The sequence below is a fragment of the Arthrobacter sp. TJ-263 genome (assembly GCF_058269155.1).
The window spans coordinates 308,447-329,745 of the sequence record NZ_JBZCNE010000001.1; the positions used below are offsets into that span (position 1 = coordinate 308,447).

General features: G+C 72.3%; 21 protein-coding genes and 1 riboswitch. Of the genes, 18 read left to right on the plus strand and 3 right to left on the minus strand.

What is annotated here, in order from left to right; translation table 11 throughout:
- Positions 1-66 precede the first annotated feature (66 nt).
- The gene (locus AC4D2F_RS01450) at positions 67-1,803 is read right to left on the minus strand and encodes a DUF349 domain-containing protein (protein ID WP_490909227.1); all 1,737 of its coding nucleotides are present in this window, start codon (positions 1,801-1,803) and stop codon (positions 67-69) included.
- A gap of 356 nt (positions 1,804-2,159) precedes the next feature.
- On the opposite strand from AC4D2F_RS01450, the gene hisS reads away from it, so the two are divergent.
- Positions 2,160-3,488 (plus strand): histidine--tRNA ligase, encoded by a 1,329-nt coding sequence (gene hisS, locus AC4D2F_RS01455; protein WP_490909228.1) that lies wholly within the window; start codon positions 2,160-2,162, stop codon positions 3,486-3,488.
- A gap of 80 nt (positions 3,489-3,568) precedes the next feature.
- Here the strand turns inward: hisS and AC4D2F_RS01460 are convergent, their stop codons facing one another.
- A complete protein-coding gene (locus AC4D2F_RS01460) occupies positions 3,569-4,834 on the minus strand; it encodes an APC family permease (RefSeq protein ID WP_490909229.1) in 1,266 nt (421 codons plus the stop codon).
- Between the two features lie 183 nt (positions 4,835-5,017).
- Between AC4D2F_RS01460 and aspS the strand changes: the two genes are divergently transcribed.
- From aspS to hisF, 9 genes are all read left to right on the plus strand, one after another.
- Positions 5,018-6,790 (plus strand): aspartate--tRNA ligase, encoded by a 1,773-nt coding sequence (gene aspS / locus AC4D2F_RS01465; protein ID WP_490909230.1) that lies wholly within the window; start codon positions 5,018-5,020, stop codon positions 6,788-6,790.
- A gap of 113 nt (positions 6,791-6,903) precedes the next feature.
- Positions 6,904-7,045: riboswitch (FMN riboswitch) on the plus strand.
- Between the two features lie 120 nt (positions 7,046-7,165).
- On the plus strand, positions 7,166-7,849 hold the full coding sequence (gene pnuC / locus AC4D2F_RS01470) for a nicotinamide riboside transporter PnuC (protein WP_490909231.1): 684 nt from the start codon (positions 7,166-7,168) through the stop codon (positions 7,847-7,849).
- The gene (gene ribD / locus AC4D2F_RS01475; RefSeq protein ID WP_490909232.1) at positions 7,846-8,934 is read left to right on the plus strand and encodes a bifunctional diaminohydroxyphosphoribosylaminopyrimidine deaminase/5-amino-6-(5-phosphoribosylamino)uracil reductase RibD; all 1,089 of its coding nucleotides are present in this window, start codon (positions 7,846-7,848) and stop codon (positions 8,932-8,934) included. The genes pnuC and ribD overlap by 4 nt, the downstream gene beginning before the upstream one ends.
- Before the next feature lie 34 nt (positions 8,935-8,968).
- Complete coding sequence (locus AC4D2F_RS01480; protein WP_104164605.1) at positions 8,969-9,622, plus strand: riboflavin synthase; 654 nt, start codon at positions 8,969-8,971, stop codon at positions 9,620-9,622.
- The gene (ribB, locus tag AC4D2F_RS01485) at positions 9,619-10,266 is read left to right on the plus strand and encodes a 3,4-dihydroxy-2-butanone-4-phosphate synthase (protein WP_490909233.1); all 648 of its coding nucleotides are present in this window, start codon (positions 9,619-9,621) and stop codon (positions 10,264-10,266) included. The genes AC4D2F_RS01480 and ribB overlap by 4 nt, the downstream gene beginning before the upstream one ends.
- 60 nt (positions 10,267-10,326) lie before the next feature.
- Positions 10,327-10,812 carry a 6,7-dimethyl-8-ribityllumazine synthase gene (gene ribH, locus AC4D2F_RS01490; RefSeq protein WP_490909234.1) on the plus strand — a complete coding sequence of 162 codons (486 nt, stop codon included), beginning with the start codon at positions 10,327-10,329 and terminating at the stop codon, positions 10,810-10,812.
- 71 nt (positions 10,813-10,883) lie between these two features.
- On the plus strand, positions 10,884-11,147 hold the full coding sequence (locus AC4D2F_RS01495; RefSeq protein WP_104164611.1) for a phosphoribosyl-ATP diphosphatase: 264 nt from the start codon (positions 10,884-10,886) through the stop codon (positions 11,145-11,147).
- Between the two features lie 75 nt (positions 11,148-11,222).
- A complete protein-coding gene (hisG, locus tag AC4D2F_RS01500; protein WP_490909235.1) occupies positions 11,223-12,068 on the plus strand; it encodes an ATP phosphoribosyltransferase in 846 nt (281 codons plus the stop codon).
- A gap of 13 nt (positions 12,069-12,081) precedes the next feature.
- Positions 12,082-12,852, plus strand: coding sequence for an imidazole glycerol phosphate synthase subunit HisF (gene hisF / locus AC4D2F_RS01505; RefSeq protein WP_104164615.1), 771 nt, complete (start codon positions 12,082-12,084; stop codon positions 12,850-12,852).
- Positions 12,853-12,898: 46 nt separating this feature from the next.
- Here hisF and AC4D2F_RS01510 read toward each other — a convergent pair whose 3' ends face one another.
- Positions 12,899-13,540, minus strand: coding sequence for a TIGR03085 family metal-binding protein (locus AC4D2F_RS01510; RefSeq protein WP_490909236.1), 642 nt, complete (start codon positions 13,538-13,540; stop codon positions 12,899-12,901).
- A gap of 83 nt (positions 13,541-13,623) precedes the next feature.
- Here AC4D2F_RS01510 and hisI point away from each other — a divergent pair, with 83 nt between their 5' ends.
- From hisI to lgt, 8 genes are all read left to right on the plus strand, one after another.
- Positions 13,624-14,064 carry a phosphoribosyl-AMP cyclohydrolase gene (gene hisI, locus AC4D2F_RS01515; protein WP_490909237.1) on the plus strand — a complete coding sequence of 147 codons (441 nt, stop codon included), beginning with the start codon at positions 13,624-13,626 and terminating at the stop codon, positions 14,062-14,064.
- Between the two features lie 3 nt (positions 14,065-14,067).
- Positions 14,068-15,621, plus strand: coding sequence for an anthranilate synthase component I (locus AC4D2F_RS01520; RefSeq protein WP_490909238.1), 1,554 nt, complete (start codon positions 14,068-14,070; stop codon positions 15,619-15,621).
- Positions 15,618-16,463 carry a Trp biosynthesis-associated membrane protein gene (locus AC4D2F_RS01525; RefSeq protein WP_490909239.1) on the plus strand — a complete coding sequence of 282 codons (846 nt, stop codon included), beginning with the start codon at positions 15,618-15,620 and terminating at the stop codon, positions 16,461-16,463. The genes AC4D2F_RS01520 and AC4D2F_RS01525 overlap by 4 nt, the downstream gene beginning before the upstream one ends.
- A 164-nt stretch (positions 16,464-16,627) precedes the next feature.
- On the plus strand, positions 16,628-16,876 hold the full coding sequence (locus AC4D2F_RS01530) for an HGxxPAAW family protein (RefSeq protein ID WP_490910502.1): 249 nt from the start codon (positions 16,628-16,630) through the stop codon (positions 16,874-16,876).
- The gene (gene trpC / locus AC4D2F_RS01535) at positions 16,877-17,704 is read left to right on the plus strand and encodes an indole-3-glycerol phosphate synthase TrpC (RefSeq protein WP_490909240.1); all 828 of its coding nucleotides are present in this window, start codon (positions 16,877-16,879) and stop codon (positions 17,702-17,704) included.
- A gap of 129 nt (positions 17,705-17,833) precedes the next feature.
- The gene (gene trpB / locus AC4D2F_RS01540) at positions 17,834-19,189 is read left to right on the plus strand and encodes a tryptophan synthase subunit beta (protein ID WP_490910503.1); all 1,356 of its coding nucleotides are present in this window, start codon (positions 17,834-17,836) and stop codon (positions 19,187-19,189) included.
- A complete protein-coding gene (gene trpA / locus AC4D2F_RS01545) occupies positions 19,186-20,022 on the plus strand; it encodes a tryptophan synthase subunit alpha (RefSeq protein WP_490909241.1) in 837 nt (278 codons plus the stop codon). The genes trpB and trpA overlap by 4 nt, the downstream gene beginning before the upstream one ends.
- Positions 20,019-21,125 carry a prolipoprotein diacylglyceryl transferase gene (gene lgt / locus AC4D2F_RS01550; protein WP_490909242.1) on the plus strand — a complete coding sequence of 369 codons (1,107 nt, stop codon included), beginning with the start codon at positions 20,019-20,021 and terminating at the stop codon, positions 21,123-21,125. Before trpA ends, lgt begins: the two co-directional genes overlap by 4 nt.
- The last annotated feature ends 174 nt before the right edge of the window (positions 21,126-21,299 follow it).

Here is a 21,299-nt window from a genome sequence, read left to right on the forward strand (position 1 = left end):
ACGCGAAAGCCCTCCCGCACCGATGTGGACAAGGGTGCGGGAGGGCCTTCGCGGGGGGGGGGGGGGCTAGGAGAAGTCCTGCGCCGACCTCTGCAGCATGTCGAGCCACTGCTCCCGTGCGGCCAGCGCCTCCCGGGCCGAGGCGATCTTCTTGGCATCCCCGGCGCGTTCCGCGCCGGCCAGATCGTCCTTCAGCTGGGCGATGGTCGCCTCGAGCTGGCTCAGGGCGCTGTTGGTGCGCGCCTTCGTCTCGGGGTTCGTCTTCGTCCAGTGCTCGTCGTCGGCGGCCTTGACGGCGTCCTCCACCTTGCGGAGGCCCGCGTCGATGCGCCCCATGTCGGCGCGCGGGACCTTGCCTGCCTCGTCCCATCGGTCGCGGACCGACTGCAGCGCCTTCTTCGCGGCGGCGAGGTCCCTGATCGGCAGGATCTGCTGGGCTTCCCGCAGCAGGGCCTCCTTCGCCTCGAGGTTCCCCGCGTACTCCTCGTCGACGGCTTCGTTCGCGGCCTTCCGGGCCTCGAAGAAGCGGTCCTGGGCAGCACGGAAGCGGGCCCACAGGGCGTCGTCGTCCTTGCGGCTCGCGCGCTTGGACGCCTTCCACTCGTCCATCAGATGGCGGTACTCGGCCGCGGTCTGGCCCCAGTCCGTCGACCCGGACAGCTGTTCGGCGCGCTTGATGAGCGCCTCCTTGGCCTGCTTGGCCTCGGCGTTGTCGCTGTCCAGCTGCGAGAAGTAGGCGCGACGGTGACGGTCGAAGACGGTGCGGGCGGACCGGAAGCGCTTCCACAGCGAATCCTCCGTGCCGCGTCCGAGCCTCGGCCCGTTCTTCTGGGCGGCCTTCCAGAGCTCGAACAGTTCGTTCATCCGGGTGCTGCTGGCCTTCCACTGCACGGTGGAGGGATCGCGGCCGGCGAGGTCCTCCGCCTCCGCCACGATCGCCTCGCGAGCCGCGAGTTCCTTGGCCTTCAGCTCGTCCTGGATGGCGCGCTCGGCCTTCTCCAGACCCGCGATCGCCTCGAGCAGGGCGTCGATGCGCGCCTCGAGCGCGAGGACATCACCGACCACCTTGCGTTCGCCGACCTGCGCGCGCAGATGCTTGGCCGTCTTGGCCATGTCCGACGCCGGCGCCTTGGCCTGCACCCGCTGCTCGAGGAGTGCCACCTGGCTCACGATGTCGTCGTACTTGCGCACGAAATAGGCGAGGGCTTCCTCGCGGGTCGCATCCGGGTACTGGCCGACCGGGTACTCCTCGCCGTCGACGAGCAGGAAGACGTGGCCGTCCTCCTCGACGCGCGCGAACCTGGCGGCCTCGGCAAGCGGCGTGCTGTGGGCGACGGGCGCCGCCACCGGCGTCGCGGCCTTCTTGAGCGGCCTCGGCGCCATCTTCGTGGGAAGCGGTGGGCGGGGACCGGACGGCTGCGGTGACGGGGTGCTGAGTGGCGCTGCCTCGGCGGCGGAGGGCGCAGCGGCGGCGGGCACGCCCTCGGCGGCTGCCTCGTCCGCCGGGGTGGGTGTTTCCTCGGCGGGTGCCTCGTCCGCCACGGCCTCCGGAGCGGCAGGCTCCCCGGCGGGGGCCTCCTCGGCGGGCGCGGCTGCTTCCTCCGCAGTCGTCCCGGACACCGCGGCGTCCGAGGGGACTGCGGGTTCGGCCGGCTCCTGTGCCACCGATGCCGCTGCTGGTTCCTCTGCTGCCGCACCCGGCCCTGCCGCTACGGATGCTGCACTGGTACCGTCGCCTGCCGCAGCGTCCTGCTGCGGGTCCTGGCCGATGGTCGTGTCGTCGGATTGCTGACTGTCTGTCACCGCTAGAAGTCTTTCGCTCGTCGGATGGCCGTGAACCGCGCCAGGGCCATTGCATGCAGGGTCCAGGAGTCCGTCGGTCATGGTGGCCGGGGTCCGGCGGCAAGGGCCTTCCGGCCGACCTCGCTGCGCACCCCGCCCTGACCTGACCTCCGGGAACCTGCCCTGAGGCTACTTTACCCACTGGCCCCCATTCCGCGGCATGGCGGGAGGAGGCCGCCCCGGCTGGACGAGCCGCCCCGACGCGGCCCGGGCTTTTCCCGCGGAGGGTGCCCGGCACCTAGGATTGAGGCCGCAGAACCGGATCCTCCCGTCGTCGGGCGAGGACCGGAAACCCCGTGCAGGAGGAGATCCCCCCAATGGCCCGCAAGGCATCACTGTCAGGCTTTCCCGAGTGGCTCCCCGAGGAGCGCCTGATCGAGCTCCACGTGCTGGAGGTGCTGCAGCGCACGTTCGAGCTGCACGGGTTCTCCAGCATCGAGACCCGCGCCGTCGAGACCGTGGACCACCTCCTCCGCAAGGGCGAGATCGACAAGGAGGTCTACGCGGTCTCCCGCCTGCAGGCCGAGGAGGCGTCCGCCTCGGAGAGCGGACTGGCGCTCCACTACGACCTCACCGTGCCATTCGCGCGCTACGTCGTCGAGAACGCCGGCCACCTCGCCTTCCCGTTCCGCAGGTTCCAGATCCAGAAGTGCTGGCGCGGCGAGCGGCCGCAGGAGGGCCGCGCCCGCGAGTTCACGCAGGCGGACATCGACGTCGTCGGCGACGGCGTCCTGCCGTTCCGGTACGACGTCGAGCTCGCTCTCGCCGTCGTCGAGGCGCTCGGCGCCCTCCCGATCCCCGACTTCACCCTCCGGGTCAACAACCGGAAGCTGGCCGAGGGGTTCTACCGGGCGATCGGGCTCGAGGACACGGCGGCGGTCCTGCGCAGCATCGACAAGCTCGAGAAGATCGGCCCCGACAAAGTGGGCGCGCTGCTGCGCGACGAGATCGGAGCGGACGACGAGCAGGTGCGTCTGGCGCTGGAGCTCGCGGGCATCCGCACCGCGGACACGTCCTTCGTGGCGCGCGTCCGTGAGCTCGGCGTCACGAACGAGCTCCTCGAGGAAGGACTCGAGGAGCTCCGGCAGGTCGTGGGCGAGGCGTCGCGCCGCGCGCCGGGCCGGGTGGTCGCGGACCTCAGCATCGCCCGCGGACTCGACTACTACACCGGGACCGTCTACGAGACGGTGCTCGACGGGCACGAGGGTCTCGGGTCCATCTGTTCGGGCGGCCGCTACGACGCGCTCGCCCGTAAGGGCAACCGCACCTTCCCCGGCGTCGGGCTGTCCATCGGCGTCACCCGGATCGTGTCGCGCATCCTCAGCCAGGGCTTCGCCACGGTCTCCCGGGCGGTCCCCACGGCGGTCCTGGTGACCCTCGCGGACGACGACGCCTGGTCGCAGGCCCAGGATGTCGCAACAGCGCTCCGGAGCCGCGGGATCTCCGCCGAGGTGGCCGCGACCGCCGAGAAGTTCGGGAAGCAGATCAAGTTCGCCGACCGCCGCGGCATCCCGTTCGTGTGGTTCACCTCCCCGGACGGCTCCCACGAGGTGAAGGACATCCGGTCCGGCGACCAGGTGGCGGCGGACCCGTCCTCGTGGACGCCACCTGCGGCGGACCTGCTTCCCGTCGTCGCGCGGGCCTGAGGCGCCCGGCCCGGCGGGGTGACCGCCAGCGGGGCCGCCGCGCCGGGCGCACGGCGGCGGCGGGGGGCCCGTCGCGCCCGTCAGGGCCGGCGGCGACGCCGTGCCAGGACCGCGGCGCGCACGGCGACTCCGACGGCGAGCACCGCGAGCATGGTCAGCACCGACGTCGCCGGCAGCGTGAACGCGAGCACGAGGCAGGCCGCCGCCCCGACGACGTTGAGCCAGCGCGGGGCGTACCACTGCCGGTCGGGAAGCGTGAAGGCGGCGATGTTCGCGATCGCGTAGTACACGAGCACCCCGAAGCTGGAGAACCCGACGACGGTCAGTACGTCCGTGGCGAGCAGCAGGACCACGACGACGACGGCGGTCGCGACATCCGCCGGCCAGGGCACCGCGAAGCGCGTCGAGATGCGGGAGAGTACCGACGGCAGGTCCCTGTTGCGGCCCATGGCGAGGCTGGTGCGGCCGACGCCGGCGATCAGGGCGAGCAGCGCACCGAGGCTCGCGAGTGCTGCCGCCAGGACGACCACCGTGTCGAGCACGCCGGCAGAACCTCCGGGCGGCGACCCCGCGTCGACGACGTCGCGCAGCGGCGCCGTCGAGCCGGCGAGGGCCTCCGGGCCGAGGGCATGCAGCAGCGAGAGCGCCAGGAGCAGGTACAGCACGAGGGTGAAGCCGAGCGCGCCGAAGATCGCCCTCGGGATGTTCCGGCGCGGTTCCCGCACCTCCTCACCCATGGTCGCGATGCGCGCATAGCCTGCGAACGCGAAGAACAGCAGGGCCGCGGCCTGCAGTACGCCGCCCACGCCGCCCGTCCCCCCGGAGCCGGCAGCGGAGCCGGCCGCAGGGGCGGTGAACGCCACGACGACGACGAAGGCCAGCACGGGCACCACGAGGGAGACGATGACGCGCGTCGCGAGGGCCGTGCGCGTGACCCCGAGGAGGTTCACCGCCGTCAGGCCGACGACGGCGGCCACGGCGGCGGCCTTCTCCGCTCCCGGCGCCGCGTACAGGCCGAAGGTGAGGGCCATGGCCGCGCAGGAGGCCAGCTTCCCGGTGACGAAGCCCCACCCGGCCAGGAACCCGGGCCAGGGCCCCAGCTGCTCCCTGCCGTACACGTAGGTCCCTCCGCTGGAGGGATAACGGACGGCGAGCGAGGCCGTCGCCGCCGCGTTGCAGTACGCGACGAAGCCGGCGATGACGACGGCGAGGGGCAGCTGCGTCCCCGCCGCGGCGCCGGCGGGGGAGAAGACGACGAACGCGCCGGCGCCGATCATCGCACCGACGCCGACCGTCGTCGCGTCGAAGCCGCCCATGGCACGGCGCAGTCCCGGTGGCTGGGTCACGGTCCTCCTCGGTGGTTGCGGAATGCAGTGGTTGCGGAGCGCGGTGGTTGCGGAAGGCGGTGGTTCCGGAACGGGCTGTCCGCCGGTCCGGACCGGACCGGTAAAGTTGGACCGGTTTGAACCAACTCTAGGCAGGCGAGGCTCGCCTGCGACTCATCGAACGTATCTGTGGGAAGGAATGCTGTGCTCCGCACGCATGAACTCGGCTCGCTTCGGCCCGAGCACGTAGGACAAACGGTCACCCTGGCGGGATGGGTCGCCCGTCGCCGGGATCACGGCGGCGTCGCGTTCCTCGATCTCCGGGACGCCTCCGGCGTCGCGCAGGTCGTCGTCCGCGAGGAGGACGTGTTCTCGTCGCTCCGCAACGAGTACGTCCTGCAGATCGTCGGCGAGGTGCAGCAGCGCCCCGAGGGCAACGAGAACCCCGCCCTCCCCACCGGCGCGATCGAGGTCATCGCGGACACCGTGACCATCCTCAACACCTCGGACCCCCTGCCGTTCCAGATCGACGAGCACGTCGAGGTGGGCGAGGAGGCGCGCCTGCGCCACCGCTACCTCGACCTCCGGCGTCCCGGCCCCCAGGCCAACCTGCGCCTCCGGTCCGAGGCCAGCCGGATCGCCCGCGAGCTGCTGCACGCGGACGGGTTCGTGGAGATCGAGACCCCCACGCTCACGCGCTCCACCCCGGAGGGCGCCCGCGACTTCCTGGTGCCTGCGCGCCTCGCGCCCGGCTCCTGGTACGCGCTCCCGCAGTCCCCGCAGCTGTTCAAGCAGCTCCTGCAGGTCGGCGGGTTCGAGAAGTACTACCAGCTCGCGCGCTGCTACCGCGACGAGGACTTCCGCGCGGACCGCCAGCCCGAGTTCACCCAGCTCGACATCGAGGCGAGCTTCGTGGAGGAGGACGACATCATCGCCCTCGGCGAGCAGCTCGTCGCCGCGCTCTGGAAGCTGATCGACGTCGAGATCCCCCTCCCGATCCGCCGCATGACCTACGCCGAGGCGATGGCGAAATACGGCTCGGACAAGCCGGACCTCCGCTTCGGGCTCGAGCTGACCGAGCTGACCGAGTTCTTCAAGGACACCGGCTTCGGCGTCTTCAAGGCCCCCTACGTGGGCGCCGTCGTCATGCCCGGCGGCGCGTCCCAGCCGCGGCGGCAGCTCGACGCCTGGCAGGAATGGGCCAAGCAGCGCGGCGCCAAGGGCCTCGCCTACGTCCTGATCGACGACGACGGCAGCCTCCGCGGCCCCGTCGCGAAGAACCTCACCGACGCCGAGCGCGAAGGCCTGGCCGGCGCGACCGGGGCCAACCCGGGCGACTGCATCTTCTTCGCGGCCGGCGACCGGTCGTCGTCGCGCGCCATCCTCGGTGCCGCCCGCGTCGAGATCGGCCGCCGCACGGGGCTCATCAGGGAGGGCGACTGGGCCTTCGTGTGGGTCGTCGACGCCCCCATGTTCGAGCCCGCCTCCGCCGCCGTCGCCGCGGGGGACGTCGCCGTCGGAGGCGGTGCGTGGACGGCCGTCCACCACGCCTTCACGTCCCCGAAGCCCGAGTTCCTCGACACGTTCGACACCGATCCGGAGAACGCCGTCGCCTACGCCTACGACATCGTCTGCAACGGCAACGAGCTCGGCGGCGGATCCATCCGTATCCACCAGCGCGATGTGCAGGAGCGCGTGTTCGCGGTCATGGGCCTCGGCAAGGAGGAAGCGCAGGAGAAGTTCGGCTTCCTGCTCGAGGGCTTCAAGTACGGCGCGCCCCCGCACGGCGGCATCGCCCTGGGCTGGGACCGCGTGGTCTCGCTCCTGGCGGGGACCGACTCCATCCGCGACGTCATCGCGTTCCCGAAGTCCGGCGGCGGGTTCGATCCGCTCACCGCGGCGCCCGCACCGATCACGGCGCAGCAGCGCAAGGAGGCCGGCGTGGACGCCCGGCCGAAGGCCGCCGTCGAGGGCTGATCCGCGGAGCTGCTCCGGAAGCCCCTGGGGCAGGCACCCGCGGTCCTTCGCTGTCGGACGAATTGTGACCGTCGGGCGGTGCGCGCCGACGGGCTGTGAAATAATCGGGTGAGTACGTGCTCCGGGGTCGGTGTAAGTCCGAACCGGCGGTGATAGTCCGCGACCCGCTCAACGTCCCGCACCCGCGGGGTGGCGGCGGTTGAGCCGGTGGAATTCCGGGACCGACAGTCAAAGTCTGGATGGGAGAAGCACGAACAGCAGGGACTCACCGCTGCCCGTCGCCGGGTCGCGGTGCCTGTCGTGGCACCAGCCGTGGCAGGACGCCCCCTGTCGTGCCGCCGTTGCCCGGAGCCGTGGACTCGGTGAAGGATCGGCATGGACTTTCTGCAGTGGCTCTTCGAAGCCCGCATCCCCGTAGGCAACGGTTCCCTCCTGCTGCGCGAAGTGGTGGGCAACGTCTTCGGTCTCCTCAGCGCCTTCGGCGGCATGCGCCGGCGCGTCTGGGCCTGGCCGGTCGGGATCATCGGGAACGTGCTGCTCCTCACCGTCTTCCTCGGGTCCCTCTTCGGCGCCGCGAGCGCCGCCAACCTGCTGGGGCAGGCCGGCCGGCAGGTCATGTTCATCGCCGTCGCGATCTACGGGTGGCGCCGGTGGCGGGCCAGCCGCGACCACGGCGGCCAGGCCGTGGAGCCCCGCTGGGCCGGGACCAGGGCGCGCATCGGCATGGTCTCGTACATGATCGTCGGCACCTTCGCGCTGACCCCCCTGTTCCGCGTGCTCGGTTCGTACGAGCCGGTCTGGGCCGACGCCTGGACCTTCGTCGGGTCCCTGCTCGCCACCTACGGGATGGCCAAGGGCTGGGTGGAGTTCTGGCTCGTGTGGGTCGCGGTCGACATCGTGGGGGTTCCCCTGCTCTTCAGCGCGGGCTACTACGCCAGCGCCTTCATGTACGTGTTCTACGGGGCCTTCACCCTCGTCGGGTTCGTCGTGTGGGCCCGCGCCCAGCGCACCGGGAAGCCGAGCGTCGAGACACTCCTCCCGGATCCGATGCTGCGATGAGCACGACGCCCGGCCCCCGGACCACCGCCGCGGAGACGGCCGCGATGCTGCGTGCCCTGGACCTCGCCGGCCGCGGGGTGCGCGGCGCCAACCCCCTGGTGGGCGCCGTCCTGCTCTCCGCCGACGGCACCGTCCTCGGGGAGGGCCATCACCGCGGGGCGGGCACGCCGCACGCGGAGCCCTCCGCCCTCGCCGACGCCCGCCGGCGCGGCAACGACCCGCGGGGCGCCACCATGGTCGTGACCCTCGAGCCGTGCAACCACACCGGCCGGACCGGCCCGTGCAGCGAGGCACTCATCGACACCGGCGTCGCCCGCGTCGTGTACGCGGCCGACGACGTCCACGGTGCCGCCGCCGGTGGGGCCCGGCGGCTGCGCGACGCCGGCGTCGACTGCGTCAGCGGCCTCGAGGCCACCCGCTCACGGCACCTCAACCAGCGCTGGACGGCCTCCGTCCTCGCGCGACGCCCCTTCGTCACCCTGAAATCAGCGCAGTCCCTCGACGGGCGCGTGGCGGCCCGCGACGGCTCCAGCCAGTGGATCACGGGCGAGGACGCACGCGCCGACGGCCACCGGATCCGTGCCCTGGCCGACGCCGTCCTCGTCGGCACCGGGACCGTCCTCGCGGACGATCCGCGCCTCACGGCCCGCGCCGGTGCCGCGCAGGGCACGCAGGACGACGCCGGGGACGCACCACCGGTGCGGGACGCCGGCCTGCGGGTGGTCCTCGGACGCACCCCGGTGCCGGACGACGCCGCGGTGCGCGGCGAGGGCTTCCTCCACCTGGCCACCCGGGACGTCGACGCGGCCCTCGGCGAGCTCCATGCCCGGGGGGTCCGGCACGTCCTCGTCGAGGGAGGCCCGCGGATCGCCTCGGCTTTCCTCCGGGCAGGGGTGGTGGACGAGCTGTTCAGCTACGTCGCGCCCCTGATCCTCGGCGACGGGGCGCCCGCCTTCCCGGACCTCGGCGTGGGCACCCTCACCGACGCCGTCCGCTGGGCGCTGGACGACGCCGGCGGCCCCGCCGTCCTGCAGTTCGGCCCCGACGTGCGCCTGCATCTCGGACCCCCACCGCCCGCCCCCTGACCCGCCCCGCCCACCCATCGCGAAGGAAGTACCAGTGTTCACAGGAATCGTCTCCGAGCAGGGCAGCGTGGTCTCCCTGGAGCTCACGCCCGACGGCGAGAGCGCACTCCTCGTCTTCGAGGCGCCCGGAACAGGCCGGGACCTCGCGCCCGGCGCCTCGATCGCCGTCAACGGGGTCTGCCTGACCGCCGTCACGCTCGACGGCGGCCGCGTGGGCGTCGACGTCATGGGGGAGACCCTGCGCCGCACCACCACGGGCGGCCTGCAGCCCGGCGCGCCGGTCAACCTCGAGCGGTGCGTCCCCGCGGGCGGCCGCCTCGACGGCCACGTCGTGCAGGGCCACGTCGACGGTATCGGCGTGCTGCTGGAGCGCGAGGACCTCGGTGCCTGGCACCGGCTCCGCTTCGGGTTGCCCACCGACCTGGGACGCTACGCCGCCGAGAAGGGGTCCGTCGCGATCGACGGCGTCTCCCTGACCGTCACCGCGGTGAGTCCTCCCGAGGACACCGGGCAGTGGTTCGAGGTGGGCCTCATCCCGACCACCCTCCGGGAGACCGGCCTCGGCGCGAAGGCCATCGGCGACCCGGTGAACCTCGAGATGGACGTGCTCGCGAAGTACGCCGAACGCCTCCTCGGCTTCGCCGCCGCGGACGCCGTCCGGGGCCGGACCACCGGGGGCACACCGTGACGGGTACCGAGCCGGTGCGCCTCGATCCCATCGAGGACGCCATCGCCGCCATCGCCGCGGGCCGCGCCGTCGTCGTGGTGGACGACGAGGACCGCGAGAACGAAGGCGACATCGTCTTCGCCGCGGAGGACGCCACGCCGGCCCTCGTCGGCTGGACGGTGCGCTGGACGTCGGGTGTACTCTGCGTGCCGCTGCGGGCCGACGACGCCGACCGGCTGCTCCTGCCGCCCATGACGGCGGTCAACGAGGACTCGAAGGGCACGGCCTACACGGTCTCGTGCGACGCCGCCACGGGCGTGAGCACCGGCATCAGCGCCGCTGACCGCGCCCGTACGGCGCGCGTGCTGGCCGATCCGGCCAGCGGTCCCCTGGACCTCACCCGGCCGGGCCACGTCTTCCCCCTGCGGGCGGCCTCCGGGGGCGTTCGCGAACGGCCCGGGCACACCGAGGCCGGTGTGGAACTCAGCGTCCTGGCCGGCAAGCGCCCGGCGGCCGTCATCGCCGAGCTCGTCCACGACGACGGCGACATGATGCGCCTGCCCGCCCTGCGCCGCTTCGCCGACGAGCACCGGCTCCCGCTGGTCTCGATCGAGGACCTCGTGGCCCACGTCCGGGCCGGCGAGGAGCGCGGCGACAGCGCCTGACCCCGCAGTACACCCCGCACCACCCCAGCATCCCTGCAGTAGACGAACCGAAGGAGAACCATGAGCGGCCACGGAGCACCCAGCATCGACGTCAGCGCGCTGACCACCCAGGACGGCACGCCCCTGCGCATCGCGATCATCGCGGCGAGCTGGCACACGCAGATCATGGACGGGCTGCTCGACGGCGCCCGCCGGGCCGCGGCCGAGGCCGGCGCCGAGGTCACCGAGGTCCGGGTGCCCGGCAGCTTCGAACTGCCCGTCGCCGCCGCGCGCCTCGCGCCCCGGTTCGACGCCGTCGCAGCCCTCGGCGTCGTCATCCGCGGCGGCACGCCGCACTTCGAGTACGTGTGCCAGGCGGCGACGTCGGGCCTCACCGACGTTAGCGTCCGCACCGGCGTGCCGGTGGGTTTCGGGGTCCTGACCTGTGACACCGAGCAGCAGGGACTGGACCGCGCCGGACTGCCGGGCTCCTCCGAGGACAAGGGGCACGAGGCCGTCACGGCCGCCCTCGCGACGGCCGCCGTCCTCCGAGCCTCGGAGCGATGAGCACGGAGGCGTCCGTCACAGGACCCGGCCCACGTGCCGCGGCGGCTGTGCGAGCCGATAACCTAGGGGGTGTGAAAACCTTTGATTCCCTGTTCGAGGAACTCAGCGCGAAGGCGGTCGAGCGCCCCACGGGCTCCCGGACCGTGGCGGAGCTCGACTCGGGCGTGCACGGCATCGGCAAGAAGGTCGTCGAAGAGGCCGCCGAAGTGTGGATGGCGGCCGAGTACGAGTCCACCGAGGACGCCGCGGAGGAGATCTCCCAGTTGCTCTACCACCTGCAGGTCCTCATGATCGCCAAGGGACTCACGCTGGAGGACGTCTACAAGCATCTGTAGCCGCACAGGGCGCCCACGCACCCCATCGCGGCTCCTGCCCGTCTCGTCCCCCGTCTCCACCAGCGAAAGATCCCCATGCTCCGTGTCGCAGTCCCCAACAAGGGCGCCCTCTCCGAGGCCGCCTCGTCCATGCTCGCCGAGGCCGGCTACCGCCAGCGCCGCGACTCCCGCGAGCTGGTGCTCGTCGACCCCGAGAACGAGATCGAGTTCTTCTTCCTGCGACCACGGGACATCGCCGTGTACGTGGGTTCGGGGACGCTCGACGTCGGCATCACCGGCCGCGACCTCTTCCTCGACGCCCAGGTGGAGGCCGAGGAGCTCATGCAGCTCGGCTTCGGCGCCTCCACCTTCCGGTTCGCCGGCCCCGTCGGCGACTTCACCTCGCTGGAACAGCTCGAGGGCCGGCGCCTGGCGACCAGCTACGAGGGCCTCCTGAACGACTACCTCGCCGCGCGCGGCATCACCGCGTCGGTGGTCCGGCTCGACGGCGCCGTCGAGTCCTCCGTGCGCCTCGGCGTGGCCGACGCCATCGCCGACGTCGTCGAGACTGGCAGCACGCTCCGGGCCGCCGGCATGGAGATCTTTGGCGAGCCCATCCTGCAGAGCGAAGCCGTGCTGATCGGCCGGGCCGGTGCCGAGGCGCCCGCGGGCCTCGACGTACTGCTGCGGCGCCTGCAGGGCGTCCTCGTGGCACGCCAGTACGTGATGATGGACTACGACATCCGGAAGCACCTCGTGGACGAGGCCGCGGCCCTCACGCCCGGGCTGGAATCCCCGACCGTCTCGCCGCTGCGCGACACCGAGTGGGTCGCCGTCCGCTCCATGGTCAAGCGCCACCAGACCAACCGGGTCATGGACGAGCTGTACGAGCTCGGCGCGCGCGCCATCCTCGTCAGCACCATCCACGCCTGCCGGATCTAGGGGAGGGGCAGCCGTGACCGTCGCAGTCCGCGTCATCCCCTGCCTCGACGTCGACGCCGGACGCGTGGTGAAGGGTATCAACTTCGAGGACCTGCGGGACGCCGGTGATCCCGTGGAGCTCGCGCACCGCTACGACCGCGCCGGCGCCGACGAACTCACCTTCCTCGACGTCACCGCCTCCTCGGGCAACCGTGAGACCACGTTCGACGTCGTCGCCCGCACCGCGGAGGAGGTCTTCATCCCGCTCACCGTGGGCGGAGGCGTCCGCGAGATCTCCGACGTCGACCGCCTCCTGCGCTTCGGTGCGGACAAGGCGTCGATCAACACCGCCGCCGTCGCCCGGCCCGCCGTGATCGACGAGATCACCGGGCACTTCGGCGCGCAGGTCCTCGTGCTCTCCCTCGACGCCCGGCGGACGCGGGACGCGCGCACGCCGTCCGGCTTCGAGGTCACCACCTACGGCGGACGCAAGGGCACCGGGATCGACGCCGTGGCCTGGGCGAAGGAGGCCGCGGACCGCGGGGTCGGGGAGATCCTGCTCAACTCGATCGACGCCGACGGCACCAAGGAGGGCTTCGACCTCGAGCTCATCCGCGCCGTGCGGGCCGCCGTCGGGGTGCCCCTGATCGCCTCGGGCGGCGCGGGCAAGCCCGAGCACTTCCCGCCGGCGGTGGCGGCCGGCGCCGACGCGGTGCTCGCGGCCTCGGTCTTCCACTTCGGTCCGGTGGACGCGATCGCCCAGGTCAAGGCGGCCATCCGCGAGGCAGGGTTCCCGGTCCGCTAGTTCTCCGTCCCGGCCGAGGCGCAGCCGGCGCGGCCCGCAAAACGGATCAGATGCCGACGTCGGCGCTCTGCAGCAGGGCGACGGCGTCGGGCTGGCCCTCGAAGGTGACCAGTGCCTGCGCGCGCCCGTGCGCGTGCAGGAGCAGTTCGCCGGGGTCGCCGACAATCGCCACGGACACCGGCGCGCGTCTGGCCACGTGCCGGGGCCCGTCGGGGCACACCAGGACGATCCCCAGGTCCACGCCCCGGTAGAGGAACGCCGCACGCTTGACGAGTTCCTCCCAGAGGGCGTTCGCGTACTCCACGTCGAGGGCCCGCGGCGCCCAGCGCGTCGTCGCCCGGCGGACGTCCTCGGTGTGCACGAAGTACTCGATGAGGTTGGCGCTCCTGTCGATCACGCCGATGCGCATCGGCGAGAGGGCGGGCGGACCCGCCAGGAACCGGTTCACGAGGGCCTCGTAGGCCGCGGGCGACGCCGCCCGTCCCGCCGTCTCCCGCATGGCACGCTCGGTCGTAGGGGAGAGTTTCGGGATCACCATGCCCAACCCCAGGGCGGGCCTGTGCTCCCGGAGGTAGAGGTGTGCGGCGAGGTCGCGGGTCTGCCACCCCTCACACAGGGTGGGGGCGTCGGGGCCGGCGGCAAGAAGCGTCTCGGCCAGGACCTCGCGGGACGGGGTTACGTAGCGCATCACTGCTGAAACTAGCATGGCGGGCCGGGTCGGGGGCAGGCCCCGCCCACGCTCCCGCATAGCCCGCACTAGAATCAGGTCTGATGCTCTCCTCCACCCCCTCCCCGAACCACACCGCCCCTTCCTCCGAGTCCCGCTCCGAGAGGGACGGCCCCGTCCTCGATCCGGCGATCGCCGCCGCCCTCAAGAAGGACGACGCCGGGCTCGTCGCCGCCGTCGTCCAGCAGTACGACACGCTCGAGGTCCTGATGCTCGGCTGGATGGACGAGGAGGCGCTGCGGCGGACCCTGAGCACGGGGCGCGTGACGTTCTACTCGCGGTCCCGCGCGGAGTACTGGCGCAAGGGCGATACCTCGGGGCACCGGCAGTGGGTCAAGGGCGTGGCCCTCGACTGCGACGGCGACGCCCTGCTCGTGACGGTGGACCAGGAGGGCGCGGCCTGCCACACCGGCACCCGCACGTGCTTCGACGGCCGGGCCCTGCCCGCCGAGACCGCCTCCCGGCCCGACCCCGAAGGACTCTGACCCATGCAGCACCTGGGCACGATCAGCCCCACCCTCGAGGAGTTCCGCGCCCTGGCCCGGGCCCGCCGCGTGGTCCCCGTCCACCTGACGGTCCTCGCGGACGCGCACACGCCGATCGGCGTCTACCGCAAACTCGCCGCCGGGCAGCCCGGCACGTTCCTCATGGAATCCGCCGCCGTCGGCGGTGTCTGGTCGCGGTACTCCTTCATCGGCTCGCACTCGCGCGCCACGCTGACCTCCCGGGACGGGCAGGCGCACTGGCTGGGCGAACCCCCGGCCGGCGTCCCCGTGGACGGGAACCCCGTCGAGGCGCTGCGCCTCACGGTCGAGGCCCTGCGCACCGAGCGGTTCGAGGACCTGCCCCCGTTCACGTCCGGGATGGTCGGTTTCGTGGGGTGGGAGGCGGTCCGGCACTGGGAGCGTCTCACCAGCCCCCCGGAGGACGATCTCCTCCTGCCCGAGCTGGCGATGTGCCTGGTGTCCGACCTCGCCATCCACGACAACTCCGCGGGTTCCCTCACCCTCGTCGCCAACGCGATCAACTTCGACAACACCGACGAGCGCGTCGACGAGGCCTGGCACGACGCCGTCGCCCGTGTCCAGGGCATGCTCGCGAAGCTCGTCTCGCCCGCGGAGCTCGCCGTCTCCGTGATGGCGGCCGACGCACCGGGCACCGAGGCGTCGATGGACCGCGTCCGCGAATCGTGGTTCGAACCCGACTACCTGGCGGCGATCGAGCGCGGCAAGCGGGCGATCGTCGACGGCGACGTCTTCCAGGTGGTCATCAGCCGACGCTTCGAGATCGAGTGCGACGCCTCCGCCCTGGACGTCTACCGGATCCTGCGCACCACGAACCCCAGTCCCTACATGTACCTGTTCAGCCTCGAGGACGCCGACGGGCGGGGCTACTCGATCGTGGGCAGCTCGCCCGAGGCCCTCGTCACGGTGACCGGGGACGAGGTCATCACCCACCCCATCGCCGGATCGCGGCCCCGGGGCAGGACCACGGAGGAGGACCGCGACCTCGCCGTCGAACTCCGCGCCGACACCAAGGAGATGGCCGAGCACCTCATGCTCGTCGACCTCGCCCGCAACGACCTCTCCAAGGTGTGCACCCCGGGCAGCGTCGACGTCACGCAGTTCATGGAGGTGGAGAAATTCAGCCACATCATGCACCTCGTGTCCACCGTGGTGGGACGGCTCGCGCCGTCGAAGAGCGCCTACGACGTCCTGGCGGCGACCTTCCCGGCCGGCACGCTCTCGGGAGCACCGAAGCCGCGGGCCCTGCGCCTCATCGACGAGGTGGAGCCGCACCGGCGCGGGATCTACGGCGGGGTGGTCGGCTACCTGGACTTCGCGGGCGACATGGACATGGCCATCGCCATCCGGTCGGCGCTGCTCCGCGACGGCAGGGCGTACGTGCAGGCCGGCGGCGGCATCGTCGCCGACTCCGTGCTCGAGGCGGAAGCACTCGAGACGGTCAACAAGGCGGCGGCCCCGCTCCGGGCGGCGCTGACCGCGGCCGCCCTGCGCCCGGCGACGGCGGACCTCCCGTGAGCGCCGCCGCACGCCCCGGCGCGGGTCGCTTCATGCGCCGCGGCGTCGTGGTGCTGGGCATCGTGGTGCTCGCGCTGCTCGCCTTCGGCACGACGACGCAGACCTGGCTCACGGTGCGCCTGCCCCAGGACGCCGTCCAGACCCCGGACCTGGCCATCGCCGGCAGCGACGCGGCGACGCCCGTGACGGCATTCGCCCTCGTGGCACTGGCCGCGGCCCTCGCCGTCTCGATCGCGGGACGCGTCGCCCGGTGGATCATCGCCGTCATCCTCGTGCTCTCCGGGGTCGGGATCACGACGTCCAGCGCCGGTGTCGCTCTCGATCCCTCCTCCGCGGCCGAACCGGCCATCGGGGCGGCGATCGGCGTCAGCGGCCTCGCCGGAGCCGAGGCAGCCGCTACGGCCATGCCCTGGGTCGCCGCCGCGGCCGGGCTCCTCCTGGTGCTCGCGGCGGCCTGGGTGGTGCTCGCCGGACGGACCTGGGGCATCAACCGGCGGTACGACGCCGGGGCGTCCCGCACGGTCCACGCCGCCCAGGGAAGTCCGCAGCCCGGAGCGCCCGCACCTTCGACGGGCGACGTGCCGCCCGGCGTCGTGCCCGGCGGCGAGGATGCCGCCCAGGACGTCGTCGCCGACCCGGACCCCGCACCCGACGCCGCTCCGGGGTCCTCGACGGAGCGCTCGCCCGACCGCTCGACCGAGCCCCTGACCGGCCCCTCGCCCGACGAGCCGGGCCCGGGCCAGGGCGGGGAGCCACGGACGCCCCCGCAGCGGGGGAGTGCCCACGCCGACGAGATCGACAGCTGGGACGAACTCTCGCGCGGCAACGACCCGACGCGCTGACCACGACCGCATGCCCACCCCACCGGCCCTGCTGGAGGCCGCCCCGTGCCGCCGCGCCGTCCCATCAATGGCAGAATGGGACAAGACCCGTTCGAAGGAGATTACCCATGGCATCCGAGACCCGCGCCAGCGCCACCCGCAACACCCCGGCCAGCCACGCCCAGATGGGTGACGAGACGATCGGCCACGGCAACAGCCCCGCCGCGTGGACCTGCGTGCTGATCATGCTGGCCGGCGCCGCCATCGCCTCCTTCGCCTACATCCTCGCGAGCACCGAGGGCAACCACGACTTCGGGACCCTTCTGTTCTGGGTCGGGATCGGCATCATGTTCGTCGGCCTGATCGTCGGCTTCATCATGCGCAAGATCGGCTACGGCGTGGGTGGATCGAAGCTCAAGAACAACGGCCACTAGATGACGGTCCTCGACGACATCATCGACGGCGTCCGCGAGGACCTCGCGGAACGCCGGCGCACACTGCCCCTCGACGCCGTGCGAGCGGCCGCCCTCGCAGCCCCTGCGCCGCTCGATGCATTCGAGGCCCTCGGTGCCGGACAGGGCGGAGCCATGGCGGTCATCGCCGAGGTGAAGCGCAGCAGCCCGTCCAAGGGCGCCCTCGCGGACATCGCCGACCCGGCCGCCCTGGCAGCCCGGTACGAGCAGGGTGGCGCTGCCGTCATCTCCGTGCTCACCGAGCAGCGACGTTTCGGCGGATCACTCGCGGATCTCGACGCCGTCCGTGCGGCGGTGGCCCTCCCCGTGCTCCGCAAGGACTTCACGGTCGACGCGTACCAGATCTGGGAAGCACGCGCACACGGTGCCGACGTCGTCCTGCTCATCGTCGCCGCCCTCACCGACGAGGAGCTGGGCGCGTTCCTCACCCTCACCACCGACCTCGGGATGCACGCGATCGTCGAGACGCACACGGCCGACGAGGTGCGCCGGGCCGTGGCGGCCGGCGCCGCGATCATCGGCGTCAACGTGCGCAACCTGAAGACCCTGGACATCCACCGCGGGGTCTTCGCGGAACTGGCGCACCTCATCCCGTCGGGGACGGTCGTCATCGCCGAATCCGGCGTCCGCGACGCCTCCGACGTCGCCGACTACGCGGCCGGCGGCGCGCACGCCGTCCTGGTGGGCGAGGCGCTGGTCCGCCACAGCGATCCGGCGGCGACCATCGACGAGTTCAGGCGCGCCGGCTCGGACGCCCGGCAGAGCCTGGACACGCCCGCGCACGGCTGACGGATCCCGCCGCCCCCGGCGGGACAGCGAGCAGTACACGGACCGGCCACCCCGGTCCACCGGCGACCCGGGCGGCACCCACCGCCGAGTCAGGATCAACAGGACAGGAACGCTGAAGCCATGACCGACATGCACCAGGACACGGGCCACGACGGCACGGGCGACCGCGCAGAGGACGCCATCGACGCCGGGACGGCCGAGGCATTCCTCAGCCACGACGAGAGCCTCCGCCACGCACCCGGTCCCTACTTCGGCTCCTACGGCGGGCGATGGATGCCCGAGTCGCTCATCGCCGCGCTCGACGAGCTGCAGGACACCTTCGACAAGGCCAAGGCCGATCCCGAGTTCACGGCGCAGGTCGCCGAGCTCAACAGGAACTACGCCGGCCGTCCGTCCCTCCTGACCGAGGCGCAGCGCTTCGCCGAACACTGCGGCGGCGTGCGCATCTTCCTCAAGCGCGAGGACCTGAACCACACCGGGTCGCACAAGATCAACAACGTCCTGGGCCAGGCCCTGATCGCCAAGCGCATGGGCAAGACCCGCGTCATCGCCGAGACCGGGGCCGGCCAGCACGGCGTCGCCAGTGCGACGGCGGCAGCCCTCCTCGGCCTCGAGTGCGTCGTCTACATGGGCGCCGAGGACACGCGCCGCCAGGCGCTCAACGTCGCGCGCATGCAGCTGCTCGGCGCGACGGTCGTCCCCGTGACCAACGGCTCCCAGACGTTGAAGGACGCCATCAACGAGGCGCTGCGGGACTGGGTCGCCAATGTCGAGACCACGCACTACCTGCTCGGCACCGCGGCCGGCGCCCACCCCTTCCCGTCCATGGTCCGGTACTTCCACGAGGTCATCGGCGACGAAGCGCGGGAGCAGATCCTCGAGCAGACGGGCAAGCTCCCCGACGCCGTCTGCGCGTGCGTCGGCGGCGGATCGAACGCCATCGGCATGTTCCACGGCTTCCTCGACGACCGCGACGTGGCCCTGTACGGCTTCGAAGCCGGTGGCGACGGCGTCGAGACCGGCCGCCACGCGGCCACCATCACCCTGGGGCGCCCCGGCGTGCTGCACGGCGCGCGGTCCTACCTCATGCAGGACGAGGACGGTCAGACCATGGAGTCCCACTCCATCTCCGCGGGCCTCGACTACCCGGGCGTCGGCCCGGAACACGCCTACCTCGCCGACATCGGACGGGCGCACTACGAGGCCATCACCGACGCCGAGGCGATGGAGGCCTTCAAGATCCTCAGCCAGGCCGAGGGGATCATTCCGGCCATCGAGACCGCGCACGCCCTCGCCGGTGCCATGAAGGTGGGGCGGCGCCTCGCGGCGGACCTCGGACCGGGGGAGAAGGCGTCGGACAGGATCGTCGTCGTCAACCTCTCGGGCCGCGGCGACAAGGACGTGGCGACCGCCGCGGAATACTTCGACCTCCTCCCGGACGACAGTGCCGAGCAGGAAATCGCCCAGGAGGGTGAACAGCTGTGACCACGCATCCCGCCACTGCTCCCTCGACCGGTCCCGCCACCGGCTCCAAGGCCGCCGCCGCCATCGAGAAGGCACGCAGCGAAGGCCGCGCCGCCCTCATCGGCTACCTGCCCGCCGGCTTCCCCGACGTCCAGGCCACCATCGACGCCGGCATCGCCATGGCGGAGAACGGCGTGGACCTCATCGAGATCGGCATCCCGTACTCGGACCCGGTCATGGACGGGCACGTCATCCAGGAAGCGACGGTCGAGGCGCTGGCCAACGGCTTCACCGTCCCCCGGATCTTCGACGTCGTCGCCGGCATCACGAGCGCCACCGACGCCGCCGTCCTCGTCATGACCTACTGGAACCCGGTCATGCGCATGGGTGTCCGCGCGTTCGCCGAGCGCCTCGCCGCCGCGGGCGGCGCCGGGCTCATCACCCCGGACCTCATCCCCGACGAGGCTTCCGAATGGCTCGAGGCCTCCGACGCATTCGGCCTCGACCGCGTGTTCCTCGTGGCACCGTCCACCTCTCCGCAGCGCATGCAGGCCACCGTCGACGCCAGCAGGGGATTCGTCTACGCCGTGTCCGTCATGGGCGTGACCGGTGCGAGGACCTCGGTCGGTGCCGCCGCCCGGGCCGTCGTCGACGCGGCGCACGCCGCCGGAGCCGAGCGGGTCTGCGTGGGGCTCGGGGTCTCGTCCTCCGCCCAGGTGCGCGAGATCGGCGCGTACGCCGACGGCGTGATCGTGGGCACCGCCCTCGTCGCCGCCCTGCGCGACGGCGGAGTGGACGCCGTCGCCGAGCTCACGCGCGAACTGAGCACCGGCACGGGCAAGGCGTCCGCGTGATCGGGGCACGCCTCGCCGCGTCGATCCCCAGCCCGCCCGCGGAATGGGCGAGCTTCAGCCTCGGCCCCGTCACCCTCCACGCGTACGCCCTGTGCATCCTCGCCGGCATCCTCCTCGCGCTCCTCCTCACGCAGAAGCGGTTCGTCTCCTTCGGCGGCCACGCGGACGCGGTGTGGGACATCGCCATCTGGGCCATCCCGTTCGGCATCGTCGGCGGTCGGCTCTACCACGTGTTCTCCTCCCCGGACGCCTACTTCGGCCCGGACGGTGACCTCGCGCGCATCCCGCAGATCTGGCAGGGCGGCCTCGGGATCTGGGGCGCGATCGCCCTCGGCGCCGTCGGAGCCTGGATCGGCGCCCGGCGCGCGGGCGTCAAGCTCTCCGCCTTCGCCGACGCCGCCGCGCCCGGTGTGCTGCTCGCCCAGGCCGTCGGACGGCTCGGCAACTGGTTCAACCAGGAACTCTTCGGCGCACCCACCACGCTGCCGTGGGGCCTCGAGATCGACGCCGACAACGCGAACTTCCCGCCCGGCGCCGCCCCCGGCACGCTGTTCCACCCCACGTTCCTCTACGAGCTGCTCTGGAACCTCGCCGGCGTCGCCCTCCTGCTGCTGCTCTCGCGGAAAATCACCCTGCGCGGCGGCCGCATGTTCTGGCTCTACGCGGCCTACTACACGCTCGGACGCGTCTGGATCGAGGCGCTCCGTATCGACGACGCCGAGATGATCACGTTCTTCGGCGTCACCCAGCGCCTCAACGTGTGGACCAGCATCGCCGTCTTCCTCGTGTCCGTCGCCGTCCTCGTCTACCTCTCGGTCAAGCGGGACCGCGTCGAGGAGCTGGTGGTCTACCTGCCGGGCCGCGAACCGAAGCCGGCCGACGCCGTCGGTGACGACGGCGCAGCGGACGGCAGCGTGGACAGCGGGTCCGACGACAGCGCCGCGACAGCCGTGGGCAGTGCCTCGGGAACGGGCGACGGTGCGGGGACGACGTCGGAAAAAGGCGCCTCCCGTAACGCTTCAGCCACAGGTGGCCACGCCTCGGACACGGGGCAAAGCGGGCGGAATGACCGTGGTAACCTGTCCGAAACAGACGGTTCCTGAGTAGGCGATCCGCGTACTCGGGCCCCCGCGCAAGCGGAGCCGCGGGATTCGGTCCCCGACAGCAGTCCCCGGGCCACCGCCCCTCAAGGACGCAACACCACATCGTTGTGGACTCCAGGTGCGACGGCCGGATCACCCTCCGACCCCGCACCGACATCGCCGCCACGGGTGCCT